The organism is Gordonia mangrovi, from assembly GCF_024734075.1.
GTDB classification, from domain to species: Bacteria; Actinomycetota; Actinomycetes; order Mycobacteriales; family Mycobacteriaceae; genus Gordonia; species Gordonia mangrovi.
The window spans coordinates 5,169,867-5,183,030 of sequence record NZ_CP102850.1 but is presented as its reverse complement, the minus strand read 5'-3'; the positions used below and the strand labels follow the sequence as shown (position 1 = coordinate 5,183,030).

Genomic DNA, 13,164 nt, shown 5'->3' with positions numbered 1-13,164 from the left:
GGATACGCGCCAGACGTCACAGGCCCGGTACCCGACTCAGATCCGTGCGCAACAGCATCACGTTGTAGTCGCTCCACCGCGAGGCGTTGAAGTACAGCTCGGGGGAATCTCCCTGCAGAGCAGGGGAGTCGGGCAGCATCATCGGGCCGTAGACCACGATGGTGTTGGGCGCCACCAGGTATCGCGGCGCACTCCACGGCCCCTGTGGGTGCTCGGCGGTGCGCATGCGAATGCCGTTGTCCCCGTCGAGCATGACGTACTTGTCCAGATACGGGCTCCACGCGACCGACAGTTCGGTGACCGGTTGTGGCACGACCTGGGACTGCACATCGGGCATGTCGGCGAGGGCGACCCATCCGAGCGCGCTGCCGCCCCAGTACTCGTATTGATCGAGGTCGAGGATGTCGGTCGGCCGGAAACGAGCGAGGAATGCCGCCCCGAAGCGGCCGTTGGGTGTGCCGAATTGGTAGATGTAGTCCTTCTCGTCGGCGTCGTCCGGCCGCCCGCGTACATACGCATTCTGCTGGAACTTGCCGTTGTTGTACTCGACGGTCGGCAGCGCTGCCGGAAGTGCCAGCGAGATCGGCGAGTTGATCCGGATGGTGTCCTGATCGGTCTGCCAGGTCTGCCCGTTGTCGTCGGAGTGCGCGATCGCGGAGAAGTTGGTGACCCAGTTGCCGGCCGATCCCCACGACCGCACGGACATGTAGTTGATGAACTGACGATGGCCCGCACCCCACGGCAGTGAGATCGCTGCGGTCGGGATCGTGGTGACCTCGATGGCAGAGATGCCCAGTGACGGGATGAGTTCCTGCGCGAAGTTCGGCTCGCCGGGGGCGATGACCGTGCCCGACGTCGGGTCGCCGGCCACGCCGTCGGGGATCTGGATACCGTCGGACAGTCGGTGGTCGTCGGTGCGCAGCAACACATTGTGGCGCCACTGCTGACCCAGTGCGTTGCAGTTGCCGAACGTGTCGCCGAACGCCATCAGCGTCTGTCCATTGCCGTTGTCCCAGCTGACGCCGAGATCGGTGCCGCTGATGGTGAATCGGCTGAAGGTGCGATTGGCGCTCAGCGGACCGGTGACCCAGGCAACCGATCGCGTGCTGACACCGAAATACGGTGGTAGCGGTCCCTGTGGGCCGATGTTCGGGATACCTGAGCTGCCCAGCGAGCCACTGGAACCGAGCGAGCCACTGGAACCGAGCGAACCGCTGGACCCGAGTGAACCGGTGTCGGGGACGCTGGACCCGAACCCGCCGTTGCCGCACGGTGCCGCGCCGGCGACGCCGGCCCCGTGGCCGGTCGCCAGTGCGCATGCGGACACGGCGACGGTGCCGACCATCGCGAGCCGCGCCGTGCGCGTGAGTCGACGCCGCACGAGACCTCCCCGTCGGTGAAACACGGTTGATGTGACTCTTGTTACTAATGGGGCAATTGTTGCTCAAGGGGCAACGGAATCGAAGGTCTTCCACGGTCACGATCTGGTCTCGTGACCGTCGGCGCGGTCATGACACAACAACCACATGGGGAACTGACAATCACACAGGCTATTACCCACGTGGTTGTCAGTTCTCCATGTCGATGCGAGTCTCCGAGGCCACCCGGACCCGAGGTGACGACACGTTAGGGTGACAGGATGCCGATCCTGAACAAGGACATGACACTCTGCATCTCGCTGGCCGGACGCCCGTCGAACATCGGGACCAGATTCCACAACTTTCTCTATGACGAACTCGGTCTGAACTTCATCTACAAGGCGTTCACCACCGACGACATCGCCGGTGCGATCGGTGGGATCCGGGCACTGGGCATCCGGGGATGCTCGGTGTCGATGCCGTTCAAGGAGGCGGTGATCCCGCTCGTCGACGAGATGGAGGAGTCGGCCTCGGCCATCGAATCGGTCAACACGATCGTCAACGAGTCGGGTCGACTCGTCGCGTCCAACACCGACTACGAGGCGGTCGCCGCACTGATCGACAGCCACGCGTTGGACACGTCGGCCTCGGTGGCCATCCGAGGGTCGGGCGGCATGGCCAAGGCGGTGGTGGCGGCTTTTCGCGGCGCCGGGTTCGACGATGTCACGGTGGTCGCCCGCAACGCGGCCGCCGGCGCCGCATTGGCAGACCGGTGCGGCTATCAATTCGCTGCGGATGTCCCCACGTCGGGCGCATCGGTTCTGGTCAACGTGACCCCGCTGGGTATGCATGGCGCCGATGAAGACGCCCTGTCGTTCACTCCCACGCAGATCGCCGCGGCCGATGTGGTGTTCGACGTCGTCGCATTCCCCTCCGAGACCCCACTGATCCGGGCCGGCCGAGACGCAGACAAGCGGGTGATCACCGGCGCCGAGGTCATCGCGTTGCAGGCGGCACGGCAGTTCGAGCGCTACACCGGAGTCGCGGTCTCCGCTGATCAGGTGCAGCGCGCCTCCGAATTCTCTCGCGCCACACCCTGATCCGGCGGAGCTCAGCCGTCGATCACTGCACGGACGCGCATCTCGAGGCCGGTCACCTCGTCGATGTCGATGCCGAAGTCTTCGGCGAGGACATCGAGGATCTCGCCTGCCGTTGCCAACTCGCGCTTCGTGCTCGTTCCATCCGCCCGATGCACGGCCAAGTGTCGATTGCGTAGGTTCCAGCGCTCGTCGTCGACGACGAGACATGCCGACACCGTGGTGCAGAAGTGCGAGCCCGGATGGGTCGAGGCGTACCAGCTGCCGACCACACCATCGATCTCGGCGCGTGGGTGCTCGTCGAACAGGTACAGCGGCTGCCACCGGCCGGCGACCTCCGACTCCAGCACGCGGAAGCCACCGTCGGGCCACATCCCGACACGGAACGGCTCGAGATCGGTCGGCTGCTCGTCACCGATCACCAGCCGCAAGGGTGTGGTGGGGGTCTGGCCGCCGAAACCCACATCGACGAGGAAACGGCTGTCCTCGGTCGGCACCGTGACGGCGAGCAGCTGATGTGTCTCCGCAGGCAGGGGTCCCGGCTCCTTCATCCACACCACTCGGCCGGCGAGCTGGTCGACCTCGAAGCCGAGTGCGCGCAACACATACCGCAACAGTCCGTTGTGCTCGTAGCAGAACCCACCGCGCCGGCGTCGAACGAGCTTGTCCTGCAGACTCTCCGGGCCGAGATCGGCCACTGGAACCCCGGTGAGCGGATCCAGATTCTCGAACGGGATGTGCCGCACATGGGCGGCGACCAGACGCCTCAGGACATCGGCAGTCGGGGTCTGCTCGCCCAGATGACCGATCCGATCGAGGTAGCCGTCGACATCGACCCCAATGTTGTCCATGGACTCCATGGTCGCATCCGTGTCCGGGCCTGCTGCGCGACGGCTCGCACCTGATCAGCCGGCCGAGACTGCCTCGCCGCCGGGTATCGTGTCCGCCACACAGGATGTTCGATGACAGGACGGTGACGGCATGGGCAAGATCCGGGTGACCGGCACGGTGCGGGTGACCGGGAAGGTTCGCGTGACGGGCCTCGATGCCCTCCGACGCCGATTCGGCCGACCGGCGCCGCGGCCGGACACCGGCAACCGCTGATGCCGGTCGTCCCCCGCCGTACCGTCGATCAGGGCTGATCGTCCACAGAGAGGACACTCGGCCCGGCCACCTCGGCGCCGAGTTCACCGACCCGACGCCGTAACTCGCGGTCGGCGGTCACCACGAGAACCGGTCGATTGCGCTGTGCGGCGACCAGTTCGACGATCCGGTCATCGCCGGAACCGGAGGCGGCCACGGTGGCCACCGTGGCCGCCGACGACACGGTCCGTGCCTTGCCCTCGACCACCATCACCACCTCGACCGGCCCGTCGAGTCCGGGCAGGCCGGTGCCGGCGAGACCGGCCAGACGATCGCGTAGTCGCTCGGTCGCGCCATGCCGATCACGCCACCAACCGTCGGGTCGCGAACCCACGACGTTGGCGGCGTCGATGATGATCAGGGAGCGCGGCGTATCCGACATGGGAGCCAATCTAGCCCCGGCCTGGGTGTGCCGGGCCCTCTGGCGGAGGGTCGTGCTCGGGCGTCAGCCGAACGCGACCCCGTGGCAGAACCGGTTCTCCGGGTCGAGGGCGGCTTTGATGGCGTTGAGCCGGCGACGATTGGTGTCGCTGAAGGCGCTCGCCGACCGTGCGGCCTTCTCGTCGCCTTCGAGGAAGTTCAGGTAGGCCGCACCCGTCACGTACGGGGTCAGTGCCTGTCGGGTCAGCCGTTGGGCGGACTCCACCGCGAGCCCCACGTGGGGATCGGGCACCACCGAGCCGAATTCGAGCAGGAAGGTGCCGTCACGGCCCCGGTCATTGGGGGCGTCGGTCGCGCCGCGGGCGACCGCCGCGCCGGCGTGACGGACCTCGGCGAACAAGATCAACGGCATGGTCCCGGGGGAGGGGAGCACGCGATCCACCAGGATATCGACGGCACCATCGGGCAACTCGTCCATCCACTCGGTCGTGACCATTGCCGGCATCGGATCGGTCGGATCCATGCTGATGGCGTCGGCCGCCGAGAACGGCATCTCGGCCCACATGTCGAGTTCGGGCGTCTTCCACCGCCGCCACTCGTCGATGATCTCGGCGCCCACGGCGACATCACCGGACCAGCAGCCGCGCAGAAGAGTGAAACTCTTGCCGCGCAGCGGCTCCGGCACGATGTCGAGCGGCGGGAAGTTCATCAGCGTGACCGCCGACGTGAGGTCGTCGGGTTGGTGCGGCGCCCATGCGGCGAACCGTCGCATGATCTCCGCGGCATCCTCGGCCGGATAGAACAGGTTGCCCGCGTACACGGTACTGACCGGGAACAGGTCGATGACGACATCGGTGACGACGCCGAGATTTCCGGCGCCGCCGCCGCGCAGTGCCCAGAAGATGTCCGGATGGCTGGTGGCGCTGACGCGCAGCGGATTCCCGTCGGGGGTGACGAGATCGAAGGAGCGCACCGCATCCGAGGAGAGCCCGTACTTGCGGCCCAGCCATCCGAAACCGCCGCCGAGGGTGTAGCCCACCACACCGACGCCGGTGGTGGAGCCGAGCAGCGGCGCCAGACCGTGCCGCTGCGTCAGTTCGAGCACCGGTGCCCATGTCGCGCCGGCACTCACCGTGGCGGTCCGCGCGACCGGATCGACGGTCACCTCGGTCATCTTCGACGTGTTGATCAGCAGCGCGTCGTGGGCCGGCGCTCCGGGACCGTGTCCGGTGGCCTGGATCGCCACCCGCAGACCCTGCTCCGCAGCGAATCGGACGGATTCGACGACGTCGTGCCGGTTGGCCGGTACGGCGATCAACGCGGGCCGGTGATCGGTCAACAGATTGAAGCCTGTGCGCGCCTCGTCGTAGCCCGGCTCGCCGGGACCGTGGACGTAGCCGGCGATGCGGTCGGCCAGTTCGGCCAGGACAGTGGTCCGGGGCCGGATGGCGAGGTCGGTCGGATCGGGTGCGTCGGTCGGTCGGGTGGACTGGATCGTCATCGGGGTTCCTCACTGTGTGCCGGATGTGCGGCGGGCCTGGTTCTCCGGATGTCCCGGACGATCAGTACTCTCGTCGGCCGGCCTTGAGGGGCACTTGGATCCGACTTGGGGTTGCGATCGCAAGTCGTCGGGGATCGATCACCACCTGCGCGTACCGCAGTGCGCGGCTCTCAGAGCGCGGTGTCGGTGACGTCGGGCCAGTAGCCGTGGTCCATCGCAAAGGCATCGATCCGCGCGCACAATGTGGTGGCCTGCTGGCGGATCGCCACCCTGCGGGCCTCCCGCAGGGTGTCGTGGACCGTCGCGGCCGGGAGGTCGGTGGCGTTCTGGAACTCGGCACAGACCAGCAGCCGATGGGCATCCGGATATCGCTGGCCGGTGCGCTCGGCGAAATCCTGTGCTTGCCGGAGCAGGGCCGGGACGTGCTCGAACCGACCCGCGATGACAAGGGCCTCCGCATACAGCGACCACCACAGGCCGGTGCCCGTCCGGTGTTCTCCGCGCGGATCGTGCAATCGGGCGATGTGATCGAACGCCTTGTCGGGTGATCCGCTCACCGCTCGGGCCCACCAGTAGATCCGCTCCCCGCCGGTGCGCAGATACTCCAGCGCGCTGTGCCCGGACGAACCCACCATCCGTTCGCCGACCTCACCCACCCAGTCGGCATCACCGACCAGGGCGCCGGCCGTGGCCGCAAAGATCGCGGTGCCCAGGTGCGACATCGGGTCGTCGGGCCCGATGTCGATCTGCTCGAACAGCTCACGACCGTACGAGGGGCCCACATGCAACGTCGCCGCGACCGCTCGGAACCCTCGGCCGATCATCAACTGGTCGGTCTGCACACCGTCCACCGACCCGTCGATCGGAGCATGCGCCTCGAGGAGCCGGTGGGCGTCACCGATGTGCCCTCGGTCGAACAGGTCGATGGCGGCGGCCTGCATCCCGAGGTGCTGCACGACAGGCTGGTCGGAGCGCCGCGCCCGTTCGGCCAACGCTTCGGCGTATCGACGTGCCGGTCCGATCTCCGCGAGCTGGGAGTGCGCGGCGAAGCGGGCATAGTCGAGTCGGGCGAGAAGAGCGTCGTCGGAGGCGCGCTCACCGAGTTCACGGGCACGGCGCAGCAGCTCGCGATCGGCCGCGAAGTAGCCGTTGCGGGCGACCTCGCTGTCGAGAAGTGTGGTGATCGACTGGAGTTCCAGTCCGTCGTCCCCGGTGGTCCGGGCCAACTGGGCCGCGCCGGTGAGTCGACGACCCGCTGCGTCGAAATCGTAGCTGCGCAACGCGATTCGACCCGCATCCAAAAGTGTGCGGGCGGTGCGAGACCGGTCGGCGAGAGGGCCTGCCGCCCACAGGTGGGTGGCGCGCTGGGAGACGGCGGTGGAGGTGGTCGAGTTCTCGAGCTGATCGGCTATCGCGAGGTGGATGCGGTATGCCCGCGCGGTCGACATTCTCCCGGCGATGGCCTCGCGAATGAGATCGTGGTCGAACTCGACGGTGAACGGGTCGTCGGGTGCGGTGCTGATCAGGCCGGCGGCGTACGCGGACTCGAGGGTCTCGAGCATCTCGTCGGTCGGCATCCCGGCCGCGGACGCCAACAGCGAGAGGTCCACGCGGCTTCCGATCAGGGCAGCCACCTCGAGCAGGGCCACGGTCGCCGCCGCGAGCGGGCCGAGCCGGTCGCGGACCACGTCGCGAACCCCGGCCGGAACTGCGCCGTCGTCGATTGCCCCGCGGTCGGCGAGGATTCGTGCCAGCTCGCGGACGAAGAACGCATTTCCGCGCGTCCGGCGAGCGATCGTGGCCACAGTGCCCGATGCGGGCCACTCCCGGGTCTCTCGCCGCACCAACGCCGAGATGTCGTCGTCGGACAGCGGACCCACTTCGATCCGACGATGCTCGGGTAACCGCGAGACCGCCGCGAGTGCATCGGCGACGGCCGCCCGCTGGGTGCGGGTGCGTACGGAGGTGAAGAATGTGACTCCCGCGGTGCGACGAGCAGCCATGTGCGCGAACAGTTCCAGCGAGGCGCCGTCGGCCCACTGTAGATCGTCGAGGACGATGATCAGCAGGTGACCATGTGCCACGCGCGCGAGCATGTCGGCGGCCTGATCGTAGAAGCGGAAACGAGCGGCGGCATCGGGCATCTCGCGCGGCGGCGGTATGACGGTGCTGCCCTGGGTCACCATACGGCCGAGGTCGTTGTCGAGGAGTGCGTCGCGATCGTCGGTGGTCAGATCGGGCAGGACAGCGCCCAGGATCTGCACCCATGGCCACATCGACGGTGCCGCCGCATCCTCGATGCACCGTCCCCACAACACCTTCAGGTGGGCGGAGGCGGCGGCGCGGCGGGCGGCTTCGCCGAGGAGGGCGCTCTTGCCCGCGCCGGCATCACCCTCCACCACGACGATGCCGCCGGGCCCCTGCACGGAGGTGAGCACGGCGCGATGCAGAACCGCGAGTTCGTCGGATCTGCCGATCAGTGCGGCCTCGTCGTCGGCCCGCGCGGGCGGTGCCGCGGTTGCCGTGTCGGCGTTCGCGTGCGGACTGTTCGTTTCCCGGTTGGCCGGCCTGTCCACCTCGACGCCTGCCACATCGACGCTGCTGACTTCGACGGTGTTGTGTGTGGGGCCCTGGAGCCGCGGGGAGTGGTCCAGGATGTCGCGTTCGAGTTCCCGCAGCCGGGGGCCGGGGTCGACGCCGATCTCGTCGGCGAGAATGCGGCGGGCATCCGCGATGGCGGCCAGCGCCTCGGATTGGCGGCCCAACCGGTAGCGTGCGGTGGCCAACAACACCCAGAGTCCCTCATCGAGCGGCGCGTGGCGCACAGCCTGCTCCAGTTCGGGGACGAGTGCCCGATGCTCGCCGAGTGCGAGTCGCAGCTCGTAGGAGAACTCCCGGGCCTCGGCGATGGTGCGTTCGAGATGTACCGCCGCCTCGTCGCGAAACGCCAACCCCTCGAACTCCGGCAGCAGCGGGCGGTAGTCGGCCAGCGCCGTGCGTAGATCGCGTGCAGCGGTGGCGAGTTCGCCACTGCGGTGTCGCTCGTGTGCGCTCACGATGGCGGCGTAGAGCACCCGGATGTCGACGTCGGCGTCGTCGGCGATGAGGGCGTAGCCCGTGCCACGCGTGAGGAGCACGGTCGACGGGGTGCGCGGCCGACGGCCCGGCTCGAGCGCCTTGCGCAGACCCGAGACATATGCCTGTACCGAAACCTCGGCGCGATCCGGGGGCGTCGGACCCCAGATTCCGTCGATGAGTCGATCGACGCTCACCGAGTCGCCGCGGGCGAGGAGCAGTTGTGCGAGGACGGCTCGTTGCTTGCGCGTGCCGAGTTCGGCGGGCTCGGAATCGATCTGCGCGCCGAGGCCGCCCAGGACCGTGTACGCGAGCCGAGCCATCAGCGAGAGTGTAGACCGGAATGCGTGGCCTCGCCCCGTATCGGCAGACTGCCGGACTACGCTGGCGCCGTGTCCGTTTCCGCGACCGAGGTGGTGTCTCGGGCCGCCGCCAATATGAGGAGCCGATGGGATTCACCAAAGACGAGTTGATGCGGTATCGCGGCGTGGAGGTCGCCGATCTGGTCGGGGACGACTGCCGACTGCTGTTCGTCGGAATCAACCCGGGGTTGTGGACAGCGGCGGTCGGCGCCCACTTCGCCCGGCCGGGGAACCGCTTCTACCCGGCGCTGTTCCGCGCCGGGATCGTCGACCGATTGATCGACGCGTCCGCGGGCATGTCCGCCGACGACCGTGATCTGCTGTACCGCCGCGGTGTCGGCATCACGAATGTGGTCGCACGCGCCACGGCGGGGGCCGCCGAGTTGTCCGCCGACGAACTCCGATCTGGTGGACGCGACCTGCGGGAGCGGGTGGCGAAGATTCGCCCGAGGGTCGTCGCCGTCGCCGGGATCACCGCATTCCGTTCGGCGTTCGGCGCGCCGCGTGCCGTCGCCGGCCGCCAGGAGGAGCGCTGGGCGGGGGCGCAGGTGTGGGTGGTGCCGAACCCGAGTGGTCTCAATGCGCACGAGACCGTCGATTCGCTCGCGGTCGCCTACGCGGCGCCGGCACGGGCCGCGGGGCTGTTCGGCTGATGCTCAGATGTCCGACGAGGAGATGATCCGTCGCCGGACCGAGAGCAGTTCGAGTTCGGGGCGACCGCCGGCGAACCGCTCCACGTTGTCGAGCACTTCGATGACATGCGCTCGGTCGGCGGCCACCACGCCCACTCCGATCAGCGTCCGCCGGTGCGCGTCGAGATGGCCGACCTCGGCGGTGGAGACGGCAAAGCGGCGACGCACCTCCGCGACGACCGGTCGCACCAACGACCGCTTGTGTTTGAGCGAGTGCACATCTCCCAGGAGATAGTCGAACTCCGCGAAACCGATCCACATGGTGAGGACACTAACCGGTATCCGACCCAGGACACCGGTGCCGGACGTGGCTACCGGTCAGAAGCGTCGTCGCGGGTACAGGCGATCGGCGAGGGCACGCTTGTCGGCCACCAGCCGTGCGCGTGCATCCGGGTCGAACCCGCCGGTGGTGGGGCGGTCCGGGATGACCTCGGGGTCGTCGACCACGGTCCAGCGTGAGCCAGACGCCACCAGCGATTCGTGCTTGGTGGCGTAATAGTCGCGCCTCGGTATCACGGCCACCCCGGAGTCACCGGCGGCGGCGGCCACCAGATGCGGGTGGAAACGGGTACTGATCCAGGTGTCGCCGGCGCCGACCGGCAGACCCCGCCGCCACAGGTCGAGGAAGGGAATCGTGCGGGCACCGGTCAGACGGTCACCAAGACGGACCGGCACGTCCCGGTCGCGGCCCGGGATTCCCTCGACCACGGTGACCGCATCGCCCGGCACCTCCCACGCATCGAGGGTGGCGCGGACGAACTCCGCGAGCGCGGCGGCACCCGAACGGCCGCGCATCGTGAAATCCTCCGTCAGATCCCCCTGGACGCAGAGCGTCACTCCGCCACCCGCAGCCGGGTTCTTCGGCATGTGGAAGGCGTCGCGTCCGTCGAGTCCGAGCCAGGCGTCGTCACCGGTCCTGCGCACTGCCGGCGTACCTGCCAGCGCCTCCAGCGACGCCGCGTCGCGGACGTCGAAGACGCTGAACTCCTCGACCGCCTTGAGGAGAACCGACCTGGCCGGTTCGCCGGCCAGCGGCTGCAGTCCCTGCCCGGTGGCGTATGCCGGGACGCCGGTGCTTCGCACCAACTCGGCGACCGCAGCCACCAGCGAGATGTGGTGGGGCCACACGGCATTGAGGTAGCCACCGCCGAGCAGGTGGACCGAGGAGGCGCGGCGGAACACGTCGACGCCCTCGGCCAGGCGCGGAGCCGGCCCGAAGCGCGTCGCGGCGTCGGCGACCCAGTCCCACGGTGCGTCGGGGTCGGGCCCGTCGGTTCGGGTGCGATTCGAGGCGTATTGGGTGAGTTGCCAGAGGGTGTCGACGAACACCGCGCGGGGGTGGATGCCGCGCAGCAGCAGTCCGGCCTGACCCGGATTGTGGCAGTCCAGGACGACCAGCGCCCGTGGGCGGGTGCGGGCCAGGTGGCGCAGCCAGCTCCGCGCGATCAGTTCGTCGCCGTAGTTGGGCCATCCGGCGGGGGAGATGAGATAGATGATCTCCTCGTATCCGCGACGCGCACGGACGCGATCGCGGATTGCAGCAGGCACACCGGGCACAGGCACCCACGGGATGTTACCCATCCGCGGCGGTCGCCGGAGCGGGTGACTCAGTGATCGCCCCCGAGCAGACTGGACACGTGGTCGGGGACGTACTTCGACAGCGACCGCGGCGGTCGCCGGTAGTTGCCGGTGTCGACCGGTTTCTTCGGCAGCTCGACCTTCGGCCGGGGGACGTCCTCATAGTCGATGGTGGAGAGCAGATGCGAGATCATGTTGAGGCGGGCGTGCTTCTTCACGTCGGATTCGACCACATACCACGGGCTCGTTGCGGTGTCGGTGTGCACCATCATCTCGTCCTTGGCCCGGGAGTAGTCCTCCCACCGATACACCGCCTCGAGGTCCATCGGACTGAGCTTCCACTGCCGGACCGGGTCGTGCAACCGTGACCGGAACCGCTTGAGTTGTTCGTCGTCGGAAACCGAGAACCAGTATTTGCGCAGCACGATTCCGTCGTCGATCAGCATCTGCTCGAAGATCGGTGTCTGGCGCAGAAAGCGCGTGTGCTCGACCGGGGTGCAGAAGCCCATCACCTTCTCGACGCCGGCCCGGTTGTACCAGGAGCGGTCGAACAGCACGATCTCGCCCGGGGCGGGGAGATGAGCGACGTAGCGCTGGTAGTACCACTGGCCGCGTTCACGATCCGTCGGTGCGGGCAGAGCTGCGACGCGAGTCACGCGAGGGCTCAGGTATTCGCTGATCCGCTTGATGGTGCCGCCTTTGCCTGCGGCGTCGCGTCCCTCGAAGATCACCACGACGCGGCTGCCGGTGACCCGAACCCACTCCTGCAATTTCACCAATTCGGTCTGCAGCCGAAAGAGTTCGGCCTCGTAGACCTCTTTCGAGAGCTTCTTCTTCGTCGAGCTCTTGTCGCCCTTCGCCTTCTTCGCCATGGACAGAGGATGCCATGGACACCGGCCGTCGGCGACGTCCGATCCGGGACCCGGACGCCATGCCTGCTGAGGTCAGGCGGGCAGCAGGTCGCCCACGGCTGTGATCTCGCCGGCGAGTTCGGCCACCGAGGCGTCTATGCGGGCGCGCGAGAACTCGTTGATCTCGAGACCGGAGACGATCTCCCACCGACCGCCGACCGACCGGACCGGGAAGGAGCACACCAGCCCCTCCGGAACGCCGTACACCCCGGGGGACGGGAGTGCGGCCGACGTCCAGTCGTCGCTCTCGGTGCCGAGCACCCAATCGTGAATATGGTCGATGGTCGCACTCGCTGCCGACGCCGCCGATGATGCCCCGCGCGCCTCGATGATCGCCGTGCCGCGTCTGGCCACCGTGGGGATGAAGTCGTCGACCAGCCAGGCGCGATCTGTGGCGAGGTCGGCGCCGCTGCGCCCGGCGACCCTGGCATGGAAGATATCGGGATATTGCGTGGGGGAGTGATTGCCCCACACCGAGACCCGGCTGATGTCGCGGGCCGCGCAGCCCGCGCGGTGGGCCAACTGTGCGATCGCGCGATTGTGGTCGAGACGGGTCAGCGCGGTGAACCGCTCCGGCGGGATGTCCGGTGCGTGTGCCGCGGCGATGGCGGCGTTGGTGTTGGCCGGGTTGCCGACGACAACGACCCGGAGATCTGCTGCGGCGACATCGTTGAGCACTTCGCCCTGCTCGGCGAAGATGGCCGCGTTCGCCTGCAGCAGGTCCGCGCGTTCCATGCCCCTGGCGCGCGGTTTCGCACCGATCAGGAGTGCGAACTCGGCGCCGTCGAATGCGGCGCGGGCGTCGTCGAAGATGTCGACCGAGAGGAGTTGCTCGAAGGCGCCGTCGTCGAGTTCCATCGCGGTGCCCTCCGCGGCCGACACCGCGTGCGGCAGCTCGAGCAGTCGCAGCCGAACGGGGCGATCATGGCCCAACATGGCGCCGGCGGCGATCCGGAACAGCGCGGCGTACCCGATCTGACCCGCGGCACCGGTCACGGTCACCACTGCGGGGGTGGTCGACGACATCGCGTCCTCTCGTCTCGGTCGATGAACGACGTGGTGGATC

Annotated in this window: 12 protein-coding genes; 3 read left to right on the top strand and 9 right to left on the bottom strand. The window is 68.2% G+C overall.

Features of this window, described 5'->3' with window-relative positions:
* Nucleotides 1-16: 16 nt before the first annotated feature.
* Nucleotides 17-1,381 (bottom strand): glycoside hydrolase family 183 protein, encoded by a 1,365-nt coding sequence (locus tag NWF22_RS23515; RefSeq protein ID WP_160904236.1) that lies wholly within the window; start codon nt 1,379-1,381, stop codon nt 17-19.
* A gap of 258 nt (nt 1,382-1,639) precedes the next feature.
* On the opposite strand from NWF22_RS23515, the gene NWF22_RS23510 reads away from it, so the two are divergent.
* Nucleotides 1,640-2,458, top strand: coding sequence for a shikimate 5-dehydrogenase (locus NWF22_RS23510; RefSeq protein WP_160904237.1), 819 nt, complete (start codon nt 1,640-1,642; stop codon nt 2,456-2,458).
* Nucleotides 2,459-2,469: 11 nt separating this feature from the next.
* Here the strand turns inward: NWF22_RS23510 and NWF22_RS23505 are convergent, their stop codons facing one another.
* Nucleotides 2,470-3,306, bottom strand: a complete 837-nt coding sequence (locus NWF22_RS23505; RefSeq protein ID WP_160904238.1) for an arylamine N-acetyltransferase family protein — start codon at nt 3,304-3,306, stop codon at nt 2,470-2,472.
* Nucleotides 3,307-3,436: 130 nt separating this feature from the next.
* Here NWF22_RS23505 and NWF22_RS23500 point away from each other — a divergent pair, with 130 nt between their 5' ends.
* Nucleotides 3,437-3,559 (top strand): hypothetical protein, encoded by a 123-nt coding sequence (locus NWF22_RS23500; RefSeq protein ID WP_258321262.1) that lies wholly within the window; start codon nt 3,437-3,439, stop codon nt 3,557-3,559.
* 28 nt (nt 3,560-3,587) lie between these two features.
* Here NWF22_RS23500 and NWF22_RS23495 read toward each other — a convergent pair whose 3' ends face one another.
* The 3 genes from NWF22_RS23495 to NWF22_RS23485 all read right to left on the bottom strand — a co-directional run bounded on the left by NWF22_RS23495 (nt 3,588) and on the right by NWF22_RS23485 (nt 8,878).
* Nucleotides 3,588-3,980 carry a PIN domain-containing protein gene (locus NWF22_RS23495; protein ID WP_160904239.1) on the bottom strand — a complete coding sequence of 131 codons (393 nt, stop codon included), beginning with the start codon at nt 3,978-3,980 and terminating at the stop codon, nt 3,588-3,590.
* Nucleotides 3,981-4,043: 63 nt separating this feature from the next.
* Nucleotides 4,044-5,480 (bottom strand): FAD-binding oxidoreductase, encoded by a 1,437-nt coding sequence (locus NWF22_RS23490; RefSeq protein ID WP_160904240.1) that lies wholly within the window; start codon nt 5,478-5,480, stop codon nt 4,044-4,046.
* Nucleotides 5,481-5,650: 170 nt separating this feature from the next.
* Nucleotides 5,651-8,878, bottom strand: coding sequence for an ATP-binding protein (locus tag NWF22_RS23485; RefSeq protein WP_160904241.1), 3,228 nt, complete (start codon nt 8,876-8,878; stop codon nt 5,651-5,653).
* A 125-nt stretch (nt 8,879-9,003) separates the two neighbouring features.
* Here NWF22_RS23485 and NWF22_RS23480 point away from each other — a divergent pair, with 125 nt between their 5' ends.
* Nucleotides 9,004-9,570: a mismatch-specific DNA-glycosylase gene (locus NWF22_RS23480; protein WP_160904242.1), complete on the top strand. Its 567-nt coding sequence runs from the start codon at nt 9,004-9,006 to the stop codon at nt 9,568-9,570.
* A gap of 3 nt (nt 9,571-9,573) precedes the next feature.
* Here NWF22_RS23480 and NWF22_RS23475 read toward each other — a convergent pair whose 3' ends face one another.
* The 4 genes from NWF22_RS23475 to NWF22_RS23460 all read right to left on the bottom strand — a co-directional run bounded on the left by NWF22_RS23475 (nt 9,574) and on the right by NWF22_RS23460 (nt 13,124).
* A complete protein-coding gene (locus tag NWF22_RS23475) occupies nt 9,574-9,870 on the bottom strand; it encodes a DUF503 domain-containing protein (RefSeq protein ID WP_160904243.1) in 297 nt (98 codons plus the stop codon).
* 57 nt (nt 9,871-9,927) lie between these two features.
* A complete protein-coding gene (locus NWF22_RS23470) occupies nt 9,928-11,172 on the bottom strand; it encodes a polysaccharide pyruvyl transferase family protein (RefSeq protein ID WP_258321261.1) in 1,245 nt (414 codons plus the stop codon).
* Nucleotides 11,173-11,216: 44 nt separating this feature from the next.
* Nucleotides 11,217-12,059, bottom strand: coding sequence for a polyphosphate kinase 2 (gene ppk2, locus NWF22_RS23465; protein WP_160904245.1), 843 nt, complete (start codon nt 12,057-12,059; stop codon nt 11,217-11,219).
* Nucleotides 12,060-12,131: 72 nt separating this feature from the next.
* On the bottom strand, nt 12,132-13,124 hold the full coding sequence (locus NWF22_RS23460; protein WP_160904246.1) for a malate dehydrogenase: 993 nt from the start codon (nt 13,122-13,124) through the stop codon (nt 12,132-12,134).
* Nucleotides 13,125-13,164: the final 40 nt, after the last annotated feature.